Origin of the sequence: Ideonella dechloratans (assembly GCF_021049305.1) — a bacterium.
GTDB lineage: Bacteria > Pseudomonadota > Gammaproteobacteria > Burkholderiales > Burkholderiaceae_C > Ideonella > Ideonella dechloratans.
The window spans coordinates 3,487,035-3,504,354 of sequence record NZ_CP088081.1 but is presented as its reverse complement, the minus strand read 5'-3'; the positions used below and the strand labels follow the sequence as shown (position 1 = coordinate 3,504,354).

The window sequence follows — 17,320 nt, the reverse complement described above, 5'->3', positions numbered from 1 at the left end:
AGCTTCGCATCGAGTATTGGCGCGGTGTCCGCCACGCGGGCTTGGCACAGACCCGCAAGCGCCCCGCTGCCACAATCCGGCCCATGGCCCTGGGTGAATTCGAGCTGATCGACCGTTTCTTCCGCCGCCCGGTGCGGCGCGCCGCGCTGGGCGTGGGTGACGACTGCGCCTTGCTGAACATCCGGCCCGGCATGCAGCTGGCCGTCTCCACCGACCTGCTGGTGGAAGGCCGCCACTTCCTCTCCACCGTGGACCCGGCGCGGCTGGGCCACAAGGCCCTGGCGGTGAACCTCAGCGATCTGGCCGCCTGCGGCGCCGAGCCGCTGGCCTTCACGCTGAGCCTGTCCATGCCGCGGCCCGACGAGCGCTTCCTGGCGCCCTTCGCCCAGGGCCTGCTGGCCCTGGCCGACCGCCACGGCATCGAGCTGGTGGGCGGCGACACCACCGCCGGCCCGCTGACCCTGGGCATCACCGTGATGGGCGAGGTGCCACCGGGCCAGGCCCTGCGCCGCAGCGGCGCCCGGGCCGGCGATGTGCTGTGGGTCAGCGGCTTTCCGGGCGAGGCCCGGCTGGCGCTGGAGGTCTTCCGCAGCACGCTCTCGCTCTCGGAGGACGACTTCCACGCCGCCCGCCGCGCGATGGAGCTGCCCGAGCCCCGCGTGGCCCTGGGCCTGGCGCTGCGCGGTCTGGCCACCGCGGCCATCGACGTCAGCGACGGCCTGCTGGGCGATCTGGGCCATGTGCTGCGGGCCTCCGGCGTCGGCGCCACACTGCGCCTGGCCGACTTCCCGCGCCGGCCGCTGCTGGCGCGCCAGCCGGTGGCGGTGCAGCGCATGGCCCTGCTGACCGGCGGCGACGACTACGAGCTGCTGTTCACCGCGCCCGAGGCCGCCGGCCCGGCCGTGCAGGCCGCCGCCGCCCAGGCCGGCGTGCCGGTGCAGGCCATCGGCCGCATCACCGCCACCCCCGGCCTGCAGGCCCTCGACGAGGCCGGCGCGCCGCTGGATCTGGCCGGCTGGGCCGCCTTCGATCACTTCAAGTCATGAGCCCGCAAGACCCCCTCGACACGGTGTCCGACGCCCGCGTCCTCACCGAGACCACCCGCCCCGGCTTCGACTCCGCCGCGGCCGCCCAGCCGCCGCTGCGTCCGGGCCTCTGGCTGCTGCGGCGCTCGCCGCTGCACTGGGTCTCGCTGGCCATGGGCAGCGGCCTGTCGCCGGTGGCGCCCGGCACGGTCGGCACGCTGTGGGCCTGGCTGGCCTGGCGCGTGCTGGACCCCTGGCTGAACACCGCCGGCTGGGCCGTGGTGCTGGTGGCCGGCTTCTTCGTCGGCTGGTGGGCCTGCACCGCCACAGCCCGCGCGCTGCGCGTGGCGGACCCCTCCTGCGTGGTGTGGGACGAGGTGCTGGCCTTCTGGCTCATCCTGTGGATCGTCACGCCGGCCGGCTGGGGCCTGCAGCTGGCAGCCTTCGTGCTGTTCCGCCTGTTCGACGCGGTCAAGGTCGGCCCGGTGGGCTGGGCGGACCGTCTCTTCAAGGCCGCACCGGGCCAGCCCCCGGGCTGGGCCCAGGGCTTCGGCATCCTCTTCGACGACCTGGTGGCGGCGCTGTGCACCCTGATGGTCATGGCCCTGTGGCTGGCCTGAGGGGACGCGCGTGGACCACGACGACACCCTGCTGCACGGCGCCTCGACGCTGCAGGCGGGCCTGGGGCCTCTGGGCGACGCCTTGCGGGCCCGCGGCTGGCGCCTGGCCACGGCGGAGAGCTGCACCGGCGGCCTGATCGCCGCGCTGTGCACCAGCGTGGCCGGCTCCAGCGACTGGTTCGACCGCGGCTTCGTGACCTACAGCAACGCGGCCAAGACCGAACAGCTGGGGGTGCCGGCCGGGCTGATCGACGCCCATGGGGCCGTCAGCCAGCCGGTGGCCGAGGCCATGGCCCTGGGCGCCCTGGCCCACAGCGAGGCCCAGCTGGCGCTGGCCGTCACCGGCATCGCCGGGCCGGGCGGGGCGGTGCCGGGCAAGCCGGTGGGCACCGTCTGGCTGGCCTGGGCCCGGCGCCTGCCCGAAGGCACGCCCGAGGTGCACAGCCGCCTGCTGAACCTCCCGGGCGACCGCACCGCGGTGCGATCGGCCACCGTGGCGGCGGCCCTGCAGGCCGTGCCGCCGCTGCTCCAGGCGCTGCCGCGGCCCTGAGGGCCGCTCCGCCGGCGCCGATCAGAAGTCGCCGCGCAGGCCCAGTCCCAGGTTGTGCACCTTGGCCGAGCCGCCGTGCCAGACGGCGCGGCTGCCGGTCAGGCCCAGGGTGACATGCAGGTGGCCAGTCAGCGCATAGTCGGTGCCGATGCCGTAATAGCCTTCCTTCTTGCTCTTGTCGTCGGCGGTGGCGCCGGTGCCGGTGATGGTGCGCCGCGATTGCATGTCGATCAGGCCGAGGCGGAAGTCCAGGCCCCAGTCCGGGTTGATGGGCAGGGCCGAGGCGATGCCCAGCGTGGGGCCGGCCGCGCGGATGCGCTGGGTCTGCTTGTCGTTGGCGGTGGTGCGCTCGCCGAAGGACGCGTAGCCGCCCTCCACCCAGATGCCGTGGCCCAGCTCGTAGCCCAGCATCGCGTCGTAGCCGGTGCCGCCGCTGTCACAGCGGTGGCCGGAGGGGCAGCTGGCGTGAAAGTGGCCCGCGCCGGCGTCCGCGCCCAGGTACAGATGGGCCTCGGACAGGCCGGGCAGCAGGGCGCAGGACAAGGGCAGGGACCAGAGCAGGAACCGGGAGGGCATGGTGGGCACGGGGCAGGACGCGGACCCGCGATTCTCGGGACCGCCCCGGCGCGTCACAAGCCTGGACCTTGCTGAAGGCTTGCGCTGTCACGCGCCAGCCCGCGCGAGGTCTGTGTCGGCTCAGCGGCACAGCGGCTCGTGCAGGGCCCAGATCGCGCAACGGGGCCCGCGGCCGACCGGCCGGGCCGAGGGGCTCAGGCCTTCAGCGTGAGCGGCGCCGGCGCGGGCTGGCCGCGCCGGGGCGGGGTGGCCACCGCGTCGAGGGTCATCAGCACCAGGCGGCGCAGGCCGTCCCAGGCGTCTTCCGGCCAGTCCGGGTGGCGCAGGCCCTTGACCAGACCGTCGCAGACGCTGGCCGCGGCCACCAGGGCCTGGGCCTTGCCGCCGTCCAGCCCGGGCAGCACCCGCTCGAACAGGCGTTCCTTCTCGCCCCAGACCCGGGCCTCGCGCAGGGCCATCGGCAGGGGCTTGCCCTCGTCCATGGCGGCCCGCACCCGGGCCAGGGCGCGGATGTCGTCGGCCAGGGTCCAGTGCACCAGCACGGCGGCCTCGCCCTCGGCCTTCAGGCCGTCGAGCATGCGCAGGGCCCGGCCGGCCTGGCCGGCCAGCACCGCGGTGCCCAGCTTGAAGACGTCGAAGCGGGCCACGTCCAGCACGGCCTCCTCGATCTGCTCGAAGCCCAGCTCGCCGCCGGGGTAGAGCAGGGCCAGCTTTTGCAGTTCCTGGTGGGCGGCCAGCAGATTGCCCTCCACCCGGTCGGCGAAGAAGGCCAGGGCCTGCTGGCCGGCCTCGCCCGCGGGCAGGCGCTGGCCCTGGGCGGCCAGGCGCTGGGCGATCCAGGCGGGCAGCTGGGCGCGCTCGATCGGGTCCACCCGCACGCTCACGCCCACCCGCTCCAGGGCCTGGAACCAGGCGCCCTGCAGCTGCTGGCGGTCCAGCCTCGGCAGGTGCACCAGGGTCAGCACGCCCTCGGGCAGGAGGTCGCAGTACTGCTGCAGGGCGGCCGAGCCGTCCTTGCCCGGCTTGCCGGAGGGAATGCGGATCTCGATGAGTTTCTGGTCACCGAACAGGCCCATGGACTGGGCCGCACCCAGCACGCCGCTCCAGTCGAAGTGGGCGCCGCTGACGGTGAAGACCTCGCGCTCGCTGTAGCCGGCGGCGCGGGCGGCGGCGCGCACCGCGTCCCCGGCCTCCTGGGCCAGCAGCGGCTCGTCACCGTGGATGACGTACAGCGGCTTGAGCCCGCGGGCGAGCTGCTGCGGCAGCTGGTCGGACCGGACCTGCATCGGCGTGGGGCCTCAGGGGGCGGAAGCCGCCGCTGCCGGCGACGCGGCCGGCAGCGGCGGCAGCGGTTTCTTGGCCGCCACCACCAGCATGCGCAGCACCTGCTGGGCCAGGTCGTCGCGCATCTCCTGCAGCAGCGCCTCTTCCTCGACCTGCTTGGACAGGGCGGCGGTCTCGGTGTAGCTCAGGTCGCGCTCGCGCTGCAGCTCGGTGTCGCCCAGCAGCACGCGGCCGTCGGGGCGGCTCAGGCGGAACTTCAGCTGGGCCCGCAGGCGGAACTCGCGCACCTGCCCGGCCGTGGTCGAGGCGGCCACGATGCGGTAGGTGCGGTCATCCAGCGCGGTCAGCACCACCTCGGCCTGGGCGGTGCTCTGCACCACCTCGGCCGACGAAGGCAGGGCCGCGCGCAGGGCGGCCTCCATCGGCGAGCGGGGCGGGAAGCCCACCAGCGCGATGCGGGTGTAGGGCAACTCCGGCGGACGGCGCAGCTCGAAGCCGCAGCCGCCCAGGCCCGCGGCCAGCGGGGCGGCCGCGAGGCCCAGGAGCCAGGCGCGGCGGGTGGGATGGGGCACGCTCACCGGCCTGGCCTCAGACCACCACATTGACCAGGCGGCCCGGCACCACCACCACCTTCTTGGGCGGCTTGCCTTCGGTGAACTTCTGCAGCTCCGGGTCGGCCAGGGCGGCCACCGCGGCGGCCTCGATGGCCGCCTTGTCGGCCGAGGCCGGCACCTTCACCGCGCCGCGCAGCTTGCCGTTGATCTGCAGCACCAGCTCGATCTCGTCCTGCACCAGTGCGGCCTCGTCCACCTGCGGCCAGGGCGCGTCCAGCAGGTCGCCCAGCGCGGCGGCGTAGCCCAGCTCGGTCCACAGGCCGTGGGTGATGTGCGGGCAGGCCGGGTAGAGGGCGCGCAGCAGCACCGAGTAGCCTTCGCGCAGCACGGCGGTGTCGCCGGCCGAGCCGTCGGGCTTGAAGCCTTCCAGCGCATTGAGCAGCTTCATGCAGCCCGACACCACGGTGTTGTACTGCATGCGCTCGTAGTCGGACGAGACCTGCTTGAGCACCAGGTGCACCTCGCGGCGCAGGGCCTTGGCCGGGGCCGACAGGCTGGCGAAGTCACCGCCGCCGGCCTTCAGCAGTTCGGTGTGCTTGGCCGCGAAGCCCCAGACCCGCTTGAGGAAGCGGTGGGCGCCTTCCACGGCGGCGTCGTTCCACTCCAGCGTCTGCTCGGGCGGGCTGGCGAACATCACGAACAGGCGCGCGGTGTCGGCGCCGTAGGTGTTGATCAGGTCCTGCGGGTCCACGCCGTTGTTCTTCGACTTGGACATCGTGCCGATGCCCTGGTAGTCGATCGGCGTGCCGGCCGGCAGATCGCCCTTGGCTTCCTTGAGCTTGGCGCCGACGACCTTGCCGCCCGCGTCCAGCACGTTCTCCACCTCGTGTGGCCAGAAGTACTCGATGCCGCCCTTGTCGGTGCGGCGCGAGTAGATGTGGTTGAGCACCATGCCCTGGGTGAGCAGCTTGGTGAAGGGCTCGCTGACCTCGACCAGCTTCAGGTCGCGCATCACCTTGGTCCAGAACCGGGCGTACAGCAGGTGCAGGATCGCGTGCTCGATGCCGCCGATGTACTGGTCCATCGGCATCCAGTACTTGGCGCCCTCGGCCACCATCGCGTCCGGGTTGGTCGGGTCGCAATAGCGCATGAAGTACCAGGACGAATCGATGAAGGTGTCCATCGTGTCCGTCTCACGCTGGGCCGGCTTGCCGCAGCAGGGGCAGGCCACGTTCAGGAAGGACGCGCACTTGTTCAGCGGGTTGCCGCTGCCGTCGGGGATCAGGTCCTCGGGCAGCACCACCGGCAGGTCCTTCTCGGGCACCGGCACGGCGCCGCAGTCGTCGCAGTGGATGATGGGGATGGGCGTGCCCCAGTAGCGCTGGCGGCTGATGCCCCAGTCGCGCAGGCGCCAGGTGGTCTTCTTCTCACCCAGGCCCTTGGCACCGACGAGCTCGGCCACCTTGCCCACGGCCGCCTTGTGGCCCAGGCCATCGAGTTCGCCGGAGTTCACGCAGACGCACTTCTGCTTGTCGCCGTACCACTCCTGCCAGGCCTCGGTGGAGAAGGTCTCGCCGTCGACGGCGACGACCTGCCGGATGGCCAGGCCGTACTTCTTCGCGAAGGCGAAGTCGCGTTCGTCGTGCGCCGGCACGCCCATCACCGCGCCGTCGCCGTAGCTCATCAGCACATAGTTGCCGACCCAGACCTCGACCTGGGTGCCGGTCAGCGGGTGGGTGACGAACAGGCCGGTCGGCCGGCCTTCCTTTTCCTTCAGGGCCAGCTCGGCCTCGGTCGTGCCACCCTTCTTGCACTCCTCGATGAAGGCGGCCAGCTCGGCATTGCCGGCGGCGGCATGGGTGGCCAGCGGGTGCTCCGGCGCCACGGCGCAGAAGGTCACGCCCATGATGGTGTCGGCGCGCGTCGTGAAGACGTAGAGCTTGCCGTCCTGGATCAGCGTGCCGGCGGCGTCACGGATCTCGTGCGGGAAGGCGAAGCGCACGCCCTCGCTCTTGCCGATCCAGTTCTCCTGCATCAGGCGCACGCGCTCGGGCCAGCCCGACAGGTAGTTCGGGTCCTCGGGGTTGGCCACCGCGCTCAGCAGCTCGTCGGCGTACTTCACGATGTTCAGGTAGTAGCCGGGGATCTCGCGCTTCTCGACCGGCGCGCCCGAGCGCCAGCCCTTGCCGTCGATCACCTGCTCATTGGCCAGCACGGTCTGGTCCACCGGGTCCCAGTTGACGACCTGGGTGCGGCGCTCGGCGATGCCGGCCTTGAGCATCTGCAGGAACAGCCACTGGTTCCACTTGTAGTAGCTGGGCTGGCAGGTGGCGACCTCGCGCGACCAGTCGATGGCCAGGCCCATGGCCTGCATCTGGCCCTTCATGTAGGCGATGTTCGAGTAGGTCCACTGTGCCGGCGGCGTCTTGCCCTTCATGGCGGCGTTCTCGGCCGGCAGACCGAAGGCGTCCCAGCCCATGGGCATCAGCACGTTGAAGCCCTTCATCCGCAGCTGACGGGTCAGCATGTCGTTGATGGTGTAGTTGCGCACGTGGCCCATGTGCAGCTTGCCCGAGGGGTAGGGCAGCATGGAGCAGGCGTAGAACTTGGGCTTGAGCTGGCCCTGGCTGTCGCGCGCGTCCTCGGTGACGCGGTAGGCATCCAGCGCGTTCCAGTGCGCTTGGGCGGCGGTTTCGACCTCGGCGGGGACGTATTTCTCGTTCATCCCCGGATTGTAGGAGCCGCGCAGGCTCCGGCGTCAGGGGCGGGCCGGGGCGGGCGGCGGGCTGCCGCTGGTCACGAAGCCGATGCGCGACAGACCCGCCTTCTGCAGCAGCCCGATCAGCTCGGCCACCCGGCCGTAGGGCACGCTCTGGTCGGCCCGCAGCTGCACCTCGGTCTGCGGGTTGCGCTGGGCCATGGTCTGGGCCTGCACGCTCAGCTGGGCAGGGGCGATCTTCTGGTCCTGCAGGTAGAGCTGGCCACTCGGGTCGATGGCCACCGAGAGCACGGCCGTGCTGTCATTGGGTGCGGCCCCCTCGGCCTTGGGCAGATTCAGGCGCAGGCTGCTGGCCATCAGCGGCGCGGTGATGATGAAGATCACCAGCAGCACCAGCATGACGTCGATCAGCGGCGTCATGTTGATGTCGCTCATCGGCTTGGGGGTGGCGGTGCGCTCCAGCCGTCCGAAGGCCATGGGCGGGCTCCGTTCAGTCGGCGCGGCGCAGCGCCAGGTCCAGCAGGTCCTGGGCAAAGCCCTCGAGCTCGGCCTCGCACTGGCCCAGCCACTTGCTGAACAGGTTGTAGGCCAGCACCGCGGGGATGGCCACGGCCAGGCCCGAGGCGGTCATGATCAGGCTCTCGCCCACCGGGCCGGCCACCTTGTCGATGGACAGCGCGCCGGCGTCCGAGATGCCCAGCAGGGCGTGGTAGATGCCCCAGACGGTGCCAAAGAGGCCGATGAAGGGCGCGGTGGCGCCGACCGAGGCCAGGAAGACCTGGCCGCGCTGCAGCCGGCCCAGCACGCCATGCAGGGCGTCGCGCAGGCGGCGGGTGTGCTGGGCCTGGGCGCTGCCGGCTTCCTCCAGCGTGCCGCGGGTGATGGGCTGGGCCGCGGCGGCGGCCAGCGGGGCCAGCAGCTGTTCCGGGTCCAGGCTGCGCAGGCGTTCCTGGCCTCCGGCCAGGTCCGGGGCCTGCCAGAAGGCGTGGGTGGCACCGGCCAGGCCGCGCAGGGCCCGGCGCAGCAGCCAGGCCTTCCAGAGGATCACCACCCAGGTGCCCACCGACATGGCCAGCAGCAGCAGCGCCACGCTGCGGCCGATGGCATCGCTCTGCGACCAGAATTCCTGCAGGCCGTCCATGCCGATCAGAATCCCAGCACGTCGTTCATCGTGAACAGGCCGGCCCCCTGGCCGGCCAGGAAGCGCGCGGCGCGCAGGCTGCCCTGGGCGTAGGTGACGCGGCTGCTGCTCTTGTGGGTGATCTCGATGCGCTCGCCGATGCCGGCGTAGAGCACGGTGTGGTCGCCCACGATGTCGCCACCGCGCACGGTGGCGAAGCCGATGGTGGAGGGATCGCGCTCGCCGGTCACGCCCTCGCGGCCGTACACGGCGCAGGACTTCAGGTCACGCCCCAGGGCCTGGGCCACCACCTCGCCCATGGCCAGGGCGGTGCCGCTGGGGGCGTCGACCTTGTGGCGGTGGTGGGCCTCGATGATCTCGATGTCGTAGCCCTGGCTCAGCGCCCGGCTGGCCATGTCCAGCAGGCGCATCACCACGTTCACGCCCACGCTCATGTTGGGCGACATCACGATGCCGATCTCGCGCGCGGCGGCGGCGATCTCGGCCTTCTGCGCGTCGGTGAAGCCGGTGGTGCCGATGACCATGCGCACGCCCTGGGCGCGGCAGGCCGCCAGATGGGCCAGCGTGCCTTCGGGGCGGGTGAAGTCGATCAGCACGTCGGCCTGGGCCAGGCCCTGGGCCAGATCGTCGGTGATGGCCACGCCGCTGGCCATGCCCAGCCAGCCGGTGGCGTCCAGGCCGAGGGCGGGGCTTTCCGCGCGGTCGAGGGCGCCTGCCAGCGCGCAGTCGGGGGCGGCCTGCACGGCCTCGATCAGCATGCGGCCCATGCGGCCGCTCGCACCGGCAATCGCGATGCGCAGGGGGGAGGCAACAGGCTTCACGGGGTCTCCAGCGGGGGATAGCTGCGGTTGGCCCCCAGCGGGGCGGTGTCGGTCGGCGCCGGCGCCTTGGGCACCGGCAGCGCGGCGCGCTCCTCGTCGCTCAGCGTCAGCTTGCGCTCGGGCAGGGGCTGATTGCGCTGGCGGGTGATGGAGGCGACGAACTCTTCCTCGGTGGGCAGCTCGGGGGCGTCGATGGACTTCACCGTGTCGCCGTCGAACCAGATCACGACCGAGCGCTTCTGGGGTTCGGTGCCCTGGCGCTTGATGGTGAAGACGTAGTCCCAGCGCTCGGCGTGGAAGGGGTCGGCCAGCAGCGGCGAGCCCAGGGCGTCACGCACGTCGTTGCGGGTGCTGCCGGTGTGGACCTGGGCCAGCATCTCCTTGGTCACCACATTGCCCTGGACCACCTCGACCTTGTAGGGGGTGATGACGCTGGTGATGCCCTCGCTCATGGTGCGGGAAATCAGGGAGCAGCCGCTCAGCAGGCCGGCGGCCAGCGGCAGGGCGAGTGCGACAATCCGGAAAGACAAGGGCATTACAGCGGGCCGCAGGGCGGCTGGGCAGGGGCGCGGGGCCGGAACAACCCCTGGCGTTCGCGGGAGCGCCGGGGCTGGCTATGATGCGGCGATTCTAGCGGTCCCGCCGGCCCCGTCCTGGGGCCAGGAGACACCATGACCAGCCATGTAGACGAACTCAAGAGCAGTGGCCTGAAGGCCACGCTGCCGCGCATCCGCATCCTCGAGATCTTCCAGAAGGCGCAGCAGCGCCACATGACCGCCGAAGATGTGTTCAAGGCCCTGATGGCCGAGGGTTCGGACATCGGTCTGGCCACCGTCTACCGCGTGCTGATGCAGTTCGAGCAGGCCGGCATCCTGGAGCGCAGCCATTTCGAATCGGGCAAGTCCGTCTTCGAACTCAACGAGGGGCGGCATCACGATCACCTCGTGTGCCTGACCTGCGGGCGGGTGGAAGAATTCTTCGATGCCGAGATCGAATCACGCCAGCGGGCCATCGCCCAGCAGCACGGCTTCCAGCTGCAGGACCATGCGCTGGCCCTGTGCGCCAATTGCGTGAAGCCGGAATGCGAGCACCGCAGCGCGGGCGTCAAGCATCCGGGGATTGGGCACCCATCGCCGCCTGATGGCGAGCGATGAACTCCTTGTAGGTGTCGATGCCGCGCAGCTGGAGGATGGTGTTGCGCACCGCCGCCTCCACCAGCACCGCCAGGTTGCGGCCGGCGTCCACCGCGATGACCGCCTTGAGCACCGGCACGCCCAGGATGGTCTCGTGCAGGGGCTCGTAGGGCAGGCGCTCGAACTCCCGTTCCAGCGTTTCCTTGCGCACCAGGTGGACGATGAGCTTCAGGCGCATCTTGCGCCGCACGGCGGTCTCGCCAAAGATGGCCTTGATGTCCAGCAGGCCGATGCCGCGCACCTCCAGCAGGTTCATCAGCAGCTCGGGGCAGCGGCCCTCCAGCGTGTTCTGCGAGATGCGGTACAGATCCACCGCGTCATCGGCCACCAGGCCGTGGCCGCGTGAGATCAGCTCCAGACCCAGTTCGCTTTTGCCCAGGCCGGATTCGCCGGTCAGCAGCACGCCCAGGCCCAGGATGTCCATGAAGACGCCATGGCGGGTGGTGCGCTCGGCCAGGCGCTGGCTCAGCGAGGCCCGCACCACGTCGATCACGTAGCCGGCCGGCTGTTCGGTCACGAACAGCGGGATCTCGGCGCGGTCGCACAGGGCCACCAGGCGGTCCGGCGGATGCTGGCCGTCGGCCACGATGATGACCGGCGGCTCCAGCGTGACGATGCGCTGGATGCGGCGCTCCACCACGTCCGGCCCGACATTGGCGGTGAGGTAGGCCACCTCCCGCGTGCCCACCAGCTGCACCCGGTAGGGGTGGATGTAATTCAGGTAGCCCACCAGGTCGGCGGCCGAATGGGCTTCGCGCATGGCCGCCTCGTCGAAGCGGCGCTCCGGATGGGCGTGGCCGGCAATCCACTCCCAGCGCAGGGTGGGCTGGTGTTCCTCGAACAGCGCCTCGGCGCTGATGGAGACGGCCTTCATGGGGGCCGCGCGCTCAGGCGACCGACTTCAGCGGTTCCCAGCGCTGGATCAGCTCGTGCACGTCGGCGGCGCTCTCGGCGGTGCGCAGCTTCTCGCGCATCTCGCGGTCCGACAGCAGCTCGGCGATCTCCGAGAGGATTTCCAGGTGGCGCTGCGTGGCCGCTTCGGGCACCAGCAGGAAGATCAGCAGGCCGACCGGCTCCTCGTCCGGGGCATCGAAGGGAATGGGCTGCTGCACGCGGATGACCGCGGCCAGCGGGTTTTTCAGGCCCTTGACCCGGCCGTGCGGCACCGCCACCCCATGGCCCAGGCCGGTGGAGCCCAGGCGTTCGCGGGCGAACAGGTTGTCCGTCACGGTCGCGCGGGCGATCGCGTGCTGGTTCTCGAACAGCAGACCGGCGTGCTCGAACGCGCGCTTTTTGCTGGTGGCTTCCACGCCCACCAGCACATTGGCGGCGGGCAGGATGGCGGCAAGGCGGTTCATGGAAGGATCTCCGACAACGAGTGAGATTCGGGCGCCTCAAGCGCACGCAACAGGCCAGTCCACGCGTGCCCGACATCCGTCATCTGCACGCACAAGGGAGCGGATTATAGAAATCGGCCGCCCCCGTTGATACTTGAACGCATGGGGATGGCCTGCGGTTGTCGCACAGCTGCTGCGCCGCAGCAACAACCTTCTGGAAAGCAAAACGGCCCCGCAGGGCCGCTGGTTCAGGGAAGTGAGGGCGGGCTCACATCAGGTTGGCCGCCTGGCGGCGGGCCGGTTCGTGCTGATAGTCACGGATGCGGTCCTTGTGGCGGCACACCTGCCGGTCCAGCTTGTCGACCAGTTGGTCGATCGCGGCGTACAGATCCTCGTGGGACTGCTCCACGAAAATATCCCTGCCCTTCACGTGGAGAGTGACTTCTGCCTTCTGGCGTCGGGACTTTTCCTTCAGGTTCTCCACCAGCAGCAGCACGTTGACGTCGACGACTTGGTCGAAGTGGCGCGTGATGCGGTCCAGTTTGGTACGCACGTACTCGCGCAGGGCGGGGGTGACCTCCAGATGATGTCCACTGATCGTCAGGTTCATCGAGGGCTCCTTTCGGGACGGGATTGCTCAGAGACGCAGAGGCTGGCTCTGCAGGGCCGATGACGCCTCGATGACGCCATCGGTTCGACCCAGTGTGCCCATCGGGCCATGCTTTGACAAGCATGGTCAGCATGGGAAAGCCCGGTTAGACTTCTTGATTGCGTGCATGACTGCACGGGGCCGTCCGGCCTGTCCTGGCGGGCCTTCCCTCGGTGGACGCACCGTTCCCGTGGGAGCCCCTGGGGCAGCGTCGGTTCCGCGCATTGCATTTCTTGAAGGACGAGCAACCTTGGACACACCTCACCCTCGGTGACCGTCCGCTCCAGCAGCCGACAGGCGCAGCCCGCACCCCGCGTGCCGGCCGGGGCGAGACGGTCTGAACCCCGCCCCCGCCCGCTGTTTTCAATCGCCCGCCCCTGTCGCCCGTGGGGCGGCCGATGCTGGAAGTACCCATGCTCAATGTCTTCACCCTGGACAAGGGACGCCTGAGTGGCCGTCTGCTGCAAGAGGAAATCGATTCCGCGGCCGACCTCGCCGGTGTCCAGCCCATCTGGGTCGACCTGGAAGATCCCACGGCCGAGGAGATCGGCTGGATCGCCGGCCGCTTCGGCCTGCACATCCCGGGCAACATCGTCGACGATGACCTGGAGGAATCGGCCCGCTTCTACGAGGAAGACAACGGCGAACTCCACATCCGCTCCGACTTCCTGATCGATGACGACGTCACGCCGCGCAACGTGCGGGTGGCCTTCATCCTGCACAACAACGTGCTGTTCTCGGTCCATGCCGAGGATCTGCCGGTGTTCCGCCTGCTGCGCCTGCGTGCGCGCCGCATCCCGGCCCTGATCGAGGATGCCAAGGACGTGCTGCTCAAGCTCTACGACGCCGACGCGGAATACTCGGCCGATGCGCTGGAGGGCATCTACGACGCGCTGGAGCAGGTCTCGGCCCGGGTGCTCAAGCAGGACGTGGACGACGCCGCCGCCGGCGAGGCGCTGACCGCCATCGCCAAGGAGGAAGACCTGAACGGCCGCATCCGCCGCAACGTGATGGACACCCGCCGGGCGGTCAGCTTCATGATGCGCAGCCGCATGCTCAACGCCGAGCAGTTCGAGGAGGCGCGCCAGATCCTGCGCGACATCGACTCGCTGGACAGCCACACCGCCTTCCTGTTCGACAAGATCAACTTCCTGATGGACGCCACCGTCGGCTTCATCAACATCAACCAGAACAAGATCATCAAGATCTTCTCGGTGGCCTCGGTGGCCCTGCTGCCGCCCACGCTGATCGCCAGCATCTACGGCATGAACTTCCAGCACATGCCCGAGCTGCAGCAGCCCTGGGGCTACCCCTTCGCGCTGGCCCTGATGGTGGCGTCGGTGGCCGCGCCGCTGCTGTACTTCCGGCGCAAGGGATGGATGCGGTGAGTCTGGCTCGTCGCCCCTGCGCCCTCACGCTGGACCTGGACGACACGCTCTGGCCGGTCTGGCCGGCCATCGAGCGGGCCGAGGCGGTGCTGCACGACTGGCTCAAGGCCCATGCGCCGGCCACGGCGGCCGCCTTCGACACCGCGGCCCTGCGGGCCGTGCGCGAGGCGGTGGGGCGCGAGCACCCCGAGCAGGCCCATGACCTGAGCTGGCTGCGCCAGACCAGCATCGCCAGGGCGCTAACCCACAGCGGCGAAGACCCGGCGCTGGCCGAGCCGGCCTTCGCGCTGTTCATGGATCATCGCCAGCGGGTGGACCTGTTTCCCGAGGTGGTCGAGGCTCTGGCGCGGCTGTCGGCGGCCTTTCCGGTGCTGGCGCTGACCAATGGCAACGCCGACCTGGGACGCATCGGCCTGGGGGATCACTTCGTCGGCACGCTGGGCGCCCGCAGCTTCGGCGTAGGCAAGCCCCACGCCGCCTTCTTCCATGCGGCCTGTGCGCAACTGGGCTGCGCCCCGGACGAGGTGCTGCACATCGGTGACGATTGGGCCCTGGACATCGAGGGTGCCCACGCTGCCGGCCTGCACAGCGCCTGGGTCTGCCGGACGCCAGGGGCGCAGCGGCCTGCGGGCGCGCAAGCCCGTCCCTGGCGGGTGGTGGCCGACCTCGCAGCGCTGGCCGACGCGCTGGACGGCCTGCCGCGCTGAGCACAGCAAAGCCGCACCGATCGGCGCTGAAGGCGAATGTTGAGGGGGGATGCGGGCAGAAAAGAAGAAAGCCGCGCAGCGCCCGAGTGCAACAGGGAGGGAGGAGGAGAGGCACTCCAGGCAACAGCCGGGAAGACCCGGCAGGCTGCGCGGCTTTAAGAAGACGGCTCCGGGCACCACTGCACCGGAACCGGGGCGGGCGCCGAAGCGCCACAACCCAACCCACGTCTGTTCTGAGGGGCGTTCCGCGGGAAAGTTCCACGCCCCTGCATTTCTGTGTGTAAACCTGGCGTGAGACACTATCGGCCCCTTCCCTGATCCGCATCAAGAACCAAGGAGATTTGCCCGATGCTGTTCCCCGAACTGTTCAAGCAGCTGGAAGCCGTTCGCTGGAACATGGCCACGGACATCCCCTGGGATCGCTTCGATGCCAGCCTGCTCAGCGAGGAGCAGGCCCAGACGATCAAGATGAACGCCATCACCGAGTGGGCGGCCCTGCCGGCCACCGAGATGTTCCTGCGCGACAACCAGGACGATTCCGACTTCTCGGCCTTCATGAGCGTCTGGTTCTTCGAGGAGCAGAAGCACTCGCTGGTGCTGATGGAGTACCTGCGCCGCTTCCGCCCGGACCTGGTGCCCACCGAGGAAGAGCTGCACGAGGTGCGCTTCGAGTTCGACCCGGCGCCCGCCCTGGAAACGCTGATGCTGCACTTCTGCGGCGAGATCCGCCTGAACCACTGGTACCGCCGGGCCGCCGAATGGCACACCGAGCCGGTGATCAAGGCCATCTACGAGACCCTGTCCAAGGACGAGGCCCGCCATGGCGGCGCCTACCTGCGCTACATGAAGCGCGCGATGAACAAGTTCGGTGACGAGGCCCGCGCCGCCTTTGCCAAGGTGGGCGTGCTGATGGCCAGCGCCCGCCGCACGGCCCAGGCGCTGCACCCGACCAACCTGCACGTCAACGAGAAGCTCTTCCCGCGCGACACCGTGCAGAGCCGCCTGCCCAACCCGGACTGGCTGGAGCACTGGCTGGACCAGCAGATCCAGTTCGACGCCGTGTGGGAGAACAAGGTGGTCGAGCGCATCCTGCACAACATGAGCCTGCTGATGGAGCGCAGCTTCGCCTCCGTGCAGGAACTCAACCGCTTCCGCAAGGAAGTCACCCAGAAGCTGGCGGCCGTGACGGCCACGGGCCAGGTCAAGCCGGCCTGATCAGGACGGGACCGACGACGACGACGGCGCGGCCGGCGCCGGCCGGCTCACCAGCGCGATGCCGACGGCCACCGCTGCCAGCGCCAGCAGGATGCGCGGCGTGGCCGGCTCGCCCAGCAGCAGCACCCCCGCCAGCAGGCCGAACACCGGCGTGAGCAGGGTGAAGGCCGAGATCTTGGTGGCCGGGTAGTGCCGCATCAGCCAGAACCACAGCAGGTAGCTGGCAAAGGTCACGATCACCGTCTGGAAGCCCAGGGCGGCCCAGGACAGCGCATGGATCTGCGCCGGCCAGGCCTCGCCCATCCAGGCCGAGGCGGCCAGCAGCGCCACGGCCGAGACGGCCAGCTGGCTCATCAGCGTCTGCTCGGCGCTGGCGCGTGACAGCGCGGTGGCCCGGATGGCCAGCGTGGTGCCGCCCCACAGCACCGCGCCCAGCACGCCCATCGCGTCGCCCAGCAGCTGGTGCGGGCCGCCATGGCCGCTTTCGCTGAAGGCGCCGGCCACGCCGGCAAAGGCCAGCAGCAAGCCGGCCATCTGCCCGCGGCCCAGGCGCTCGCCCGGGGCGATCAGCGGCATGCCCAGGGCCACCACGAAGGGCGAGAGGTAGACGAACACCACCATGCGCGAGGCGCTGGTGTACTGCAGGCCCGAGAAATAGACCCCGAACTCGGCGGCGAACAGCAGCCCGGTCAGCAGGCTGGGCCACAGCGTCTCCCGCGTGGGGGCCACCGGCAGCCGGCGCCAGCGGGCCCACAGGGCCAGCAGCAGGGCCGCGCCCAGCGAGCGCAGGCCCGCCTGGGCCAGCGGCGGGAAGTCGGACAGCGCCACCTTCACGGCGGCCTGGTTCAGGCCCCAGACGGCGGAGCAGCCCACGAGGCAGAGGACCGCCAGGCGGTCGAGGTGCAGGTGTCGGTCGGTCATCGTGTGGAAACAGCATGCCGGGGGTGGCGGCGCAGCAGCAGGGCGCCGCACAACCAGCCGGCCATGGCGCCGCTCACGTGCGAGAACGGCGCCAGAGGAAAGTCCCAGCCCGCCACGGCATGGGCCGGGCCGGTCCAGGCGTGCTCGGACAGCAGCTTCAGGATCAGGCCGGCGGCCAGCGCCAGACCCAGGCGCCGGTCACGCGCCGGCCCCTGCAGCAGCCAGACATCCAGCACCGCGATGCCGGCGTGCAGCACGCCCGAGAGGCCGCCGTAATGGGCCAGGCCGGGCTGCAGCAGCAGGCCCAGCTGGGTCAGCGGCCAGGCCAGGGCCCAGGCCCCGGTGGCACGCGGGCCCAGGCCGGCCCGCCAGCCCAGCCAGGCCAGCAGCACGCAGCCCACCAGGTTCATCTGCAGATGCTGGGGGCTCCAGTGGGCGCCCGCGGCCGTCCACCAGCGCCAGGGCTGGGCGAAGGCCAGGGCCGGCTGCCAGTCCCAGCGCGGGTCGGGCCAGGCGCCGCTGCCGGCCTGCAGGGCCAGGGCGAACACCGCCAGGCCGGCCGCGAACAGCGGCCAGCTCAGGCGGTGCAGGCGATGGCGATGCAGCCCCACGCGTGCCGC

General features: G+C 70.6%; 20 protein-coding genes. 7 read left to right on the top strand and 13 right to left on the bottom strand.

All coding sequences use genetic code 11. The features are described from left to right. The first annotated feature begins 83 nt into the window (after nucleotides 1-83). From thiL to LRM40_RS16345, 3 genes are read left to right on the top strand one after another with little or no spacing between them, the layout of a single operon-like run. Nucleotides 84-1,046 (top strand): thiamine-phosphate kinase, encoded by a 963-nt coding sequence (gene thiL, locus LRM40_RS16355; RefSeq protein ID WP_211373029.1) that lies wholly within the window; start codon nucleotides 84-86, stop codon nucleotides 1,044-1,046. Continuing rightward, entirely contained in the window at nucleotides 1,043-1,645 is a 603-nt protein-coding gene (locus LRM40_RS16350; RefSeq protein ID WP_151125035.1) for a phosphatidylglycerophosphatase A family protein, read from the top strand. The genes thiL and LRM40_RS16350 overlap by 4 nt, the downstream gene beginning before the upstream one ends. A gap of 10 nt (nucleotides 1,646-1,655) precedes the next feature. After that, nucleotides 1,656-2,195, top strand: coding sequence for a CinA family protein (locus LRM40_RS16345; protein WP_375138579.1), 540 nt, complete (start codon nucleotides 1,656-1,658; stop codon nucleotides 2,193-2,195). Between the two features lie 21 nt (nucleotides 2,196-2,216). Here LRM40_RS16345 and LRM40_RS16340 read toward each other — a convergent pair whose 3' ends face one another. From LRM40_RS16340 to LRM40_RS16305, 8 genes are all read right to left on the bottom strand, one after another. Then, complete coding sequence (locus tag LRM40_RS16340; RefSeq protein ID WP_151125036.1) at nucleotides 2,217-2,771, bottom strand: outer membrane beta-barrel protein; 555 nt, start codon at nucleotides 2,769-2,771, stop codon at nucleotides 2,217-2,219. A gap of 194 nt (nucleotides 2,772-2,965) precedes the next feature. Beyond that, on the bottom strand, nucleotides 2,966-4,057 hold the full coding sequence (gene holA / locus LRM40_RS16335) for a DNA polymerase III subunit delta (RefSeq protein WP_151125037.1): 1,092 nt from the start codon (nucleotides 4,055-4,057) through the stop codon (nucleotides 2,966-2,968). Nucleotides 4,058-4,069: 12 nt separating this feature from the next. Further along, complete coding sequence (locus LRM40_RS16330; RefSeq protein ID WP_231067600.1) at nucleotides 4,070-4,633, bottom strand: LPS-assembly lipoprotein LptE; 564 nt, start codon at nucleotides 4,631-4,633, stop codon at nucleotides 4,070-4,072. A 10-nt stretch (nucleotides 4,634-4,643) separates the two neighbouring features. Then, nucleotides 4,644-7,334, bottom strand: a complete 2,691-nt coding sequence (gene leuS, locus LRM40_RS16325) for a leucine--tRNA ligase (protein WP_151125039.1) — start codon at nucleotides 7,332-7,334, stop codon at nucleotides 4,644-4,646. A gap of 33 nt (nucleotides 7,335-7,367) precedes the next feature. Continuing rightward, nucleotides 7,368-7,805 (bottom strand): ExbD/TolR family protein, encoded by a 438-nt coding sequence (locus LRM40_RS16320; protein WP_151125040.1) that lies wholly within the window; start codon nucleotides 7,803-7,805, stop codon nucleotides 7,368-7,370. A gap of 13 nt (nucleotides 7,806-7,818) precedes the next feature. Next, complete coding sequence (locus tag LRM40_RS16315) at nucleotides 7,819-8,469, bottom strand: MotA/TolQ/ExbB proton channel family protein (protein ID WP_151125041.1); 651 nt, start codon at nucleotides 8,467-8,469, stop codon at nucleotides 7,819-7,821. Between the two features lie 5 nt (nucleotides 8,470-8,474). Continuing rightward, complete coding sequence (gene dapB / locus LRM40_RS16310; RefSeq protein ID WP_151125042.1) at nucleotides 8,475-9,290, bottom strand: 4-hydroxy-tetrahydrodipicolinate reductase; 816 nt, start codon at nucleotides 9,288-9,290, stop codon at nucleotides 8,475-8,477. Further along, nucleotides 9,287-9,826, bottom strand: coding sequence for an outer membrane protein assembly factor BamE (locus tag LRM40_RS16305; RefSeq protein ID WP_151125043.1), 540 nt, complete (start codon nucleotides 9,824-9,826; stop codon nucleotides 9,287-9,289). Before LRM40_RS16305 ends, dapB begins: the two co-directional genes overlap by 4 nt. A 135-nt stretch (nucleotides 9,827-9,961) precedes the next feature. On the opposite strand from LRM40_RS16305, the gene fur reads away from it, so the two are divergent. Continuing rightward, nucleotides 9,962-10,444 carry a ferric iron uptake transcriptional regulator gene (gene fur, locus LRM40_RS16300; RefSeq protein ID WP_151125044.1) on the top strand — a complete coding sequence of 161 codons (483 nt, stop codon included), beginning with the start codon at nucleotides 9,962-9,964 and terminating at the stop codon, nucleotides 10,442-10,444. Here the strand turns inward: fur and hprK are convergent. The 3 genes from hprK to hpf all read right to left on the bottom strand — a co-directional run bounded on the left by hprK (nucleotide 10,395) and on the right by hpf (nucleotide 12,430). Continuing rightward, on the bottom strand, nucleotides 10,395-11,357 hold the full coding sequence (gene hprK, locus LRM40_RS16295) for an HPr(Ser) kinase/phosphatase (RefSeq protein WP_151125045.1): 963 nt from the start codon (nucleotides 11,355-11,357) through the stop codon (nucleotides 10,395-10,397). The two genes, fur and hprK, sit on opposite strands and share 50 nt — an antisense overlap. 13 nt (nucleotides 11,358-11,370) lie before the next feature. Continuing rightward, a complete protein-coding gene (locus tag LRM40_RS16290) occupies nucleotides 11,371-11,841 on the bottom strand; it encodes a PTS sugar transporter subunit IIA (protein WP_151125046.1) in 471 nt (156 codons plus the stop codon). Nucleotides 11,842-12,088: 247 nt separating this feature from the next. Then, a complete protein-coding gene (gene hpf, locus LRM40_RS16285) occupies nucleotides 12,089-12,430 on the bottom strand; it encodes a ribosome hibernation-promoting factor, HPF/YfiA family (RefSeq protein ID WP_151125047.1) in 342 nt (113 codons plus the stop codon). A 452-nt stretch (nucleotides 12,431-12,882) separates the two neighbouring features. Here hpf and corA point away from each other — a divergent pair, with 452 nt between their 5' ends. The 3 genes from corA to LRM40_RS16270 all read left to right on the top strand — a co-directional run bounded on the left by corA (nucleotide 12,883) and on the right by LRM40_RS16270 (nucleotide 15,779). After that, nucleotides 12,883-13,857, top strand: a complete 975-nt coding sequence (gene corA, locus LRM40_RS16280) for a magnesium/cobalt transporter CorA (RefSeq protein ID WP_151125056.1) — start codon at nucleotides 12,883-12,885, stop codon at nucleotides 13,855-13,857. Beyond that, nucleotides 13,845-14,564, top strand: a complete 720-nt coding sequence (locus LRM40_RS16275) for an HAD family hydrolase (protein ID WP_151125048.1) — start codon at nucleotides 13,845-13,847, stop codon at nucleotides 14,562-14,564. The genes corA and LRM40_RS16275 overlap by 13 nt, the downstream gene beginning before the upstream one ends. 348 nt (nucleotides 14,565-14,912) lie before the next feature. After that, nucleotides 14,913-15,779: a ferritin family protein gene (locus LRM40_RS16270; protein WP_151125049.1), complete on the top strand. Its 867-nt coding sequence runs from the start codon at nucleotides 14,913-14,915 to the stop codon at nucleotides 15,777-15,779. Here the strand turns inward: LRM40_RS16270 and LRM40_RS16265 are convergent, their stop codons facing one another. Together LRM40_RS16265 and LRM40_RS16260 are read right to left on the bottom strand one after the other, a co-directional pair. After that, nucleotides 15,780-16,700 carry a DMT family transporter gene (locus LRM40_RS16265; RefSeq protein ID WP_151125050.1) on the bottom strand — a complete coding sequence of 307 codons (921 nt, stop codon included), beginning with the start codon at nucleotides 16,698-16,700 and terminating at the stop codon, nucleotides 15,780-15,782. Next, nucleotides 16,697-17,311, bottom strand: coding sequence for a rhomboid family protein (locus tag LRM40_RS16260; RefSeq protein ID WP_151125051.1), 615 nt, complete (start codon nucleotides 17,309-17,311; stop codon nucleotides 16,697-16,699). Before LRM40_RS16260 ends, LRM40_RS16265 begins: the two co-directional genes overlap by 4 nt. Nucleotides 17,312-17,320: the final 9 nt, after the last annotated feature.

Bases quoted from the DNA above. Each gene is read 5' to 3' on its own strand.
- leuS (WP_151125039.1), bottom strand. From the start codon at position 7,334: ATGAACGAGAAATACGTCCCCGCCGAGGTCGAAACCGCCGCCCAAGCG.
- corA (WP_151125056.1), top strand. From the start codon at position 12,883: ATGCTCAATGTCTTCACCCTGGACAAGGGACGCCTGAGTGGCCGTCTG.
- hpf (WP_151125047.1), bottom strand. From the start codon at position 12,430: ATGAACCTGACGATCAGTGGACATCATCTGGAGGTCACCCCCGCCCTG.
- hprK (WP_151125045.1), bottom strand. From the start codon at position 11,357: ATGAAGGCCGTCTCCATCAGCGCCGAGGCGCTGTTCGAGGAACACCAG.
- LRM40_RS16315 (WP_151125041.1), bottom strand. From the start codon at position 8,469: ATGGACGGCCTGCAGGAATTCTGGTCGCAGAGCGATGCCATCGGCCGC.
- LRM40_RS16275 (WP_151125048.1), top strand. From the start codon at position 13,845: ATGGATGCGGTGAGTCTGGCTCGTCGCCCCTGCGCCCTCACGCTGGAC.
- thiL (WP_211373029.1), top strand. From the start codon at position 84: ATGGCCCTGGGTGAATTCGAGCTGATCGACCGTTTCTTCCGCCGCCCG.
- LRM40_RS16320 (WP_151125040.1), bottom strand. From the start codon at position 7,805: ATGGCCTTCGGACGGCTGGAGCGCACCGCCACCCCCAAGCCGATGAGC.
- LRM40_RS16340 (WP_151125036.1), bottom strand. From the start codon at position 2,771: ATGCCCTCCCGGTTCCTGCTCTGGTCCCTGCCCTTGTCCTGCGCCCTG.
- fur (WP_151125044.1), top strand. From the start codon at position 9,962: ATGACCAGCCATGTAGACGAACTCAAGAGCAGTGGCCTGAAGGCCACG.
- LRM40_RS16305 (WP_151125043.1), bottom strand. From the start codon at position 9,826: ATGCCCTTGTCTTTCCGGATTGTCGCACTCGCCCTGCCGCTGGCCGCC.
- LRM40_RS16270 (WP_151125049.1), top strand. From the start codon at position 14,913: ATGCTGTTCCCCGAACTGTTCAAGCAGCTGGAAGCCGTTCGCTGGAAC.
- holA (WP_151125037.1), bottom strand. From the start codon at position 4,057: ATGCAGGTCCGGTCCGACCAGCTGCCGCAGCAGCTCGCCCGCGGGCTC.
- LRM40_RS16350 (WP_151125035.1), top strand. From the start codon at position 1,043: ATGAGCCCGCAAGACCCCCTCGACACGGTGTCCGACGCCCGCGTCCTC.
- LRM40_RS16290 (WP_151125046.1), bottom strand. From the start codon at position 11,841: ATGAACCGCCTTGCCGCCATCCTGCCCGCCGCCAATGTGCTGGTGGGC.
- LRM40_RS16265 (WP_151125050.1), bottom strand. From the start codon at position 16,700: ATGACCGACCGACACCTGCACCTCGACCGCCTGGCGGTCCTCTGCCTC.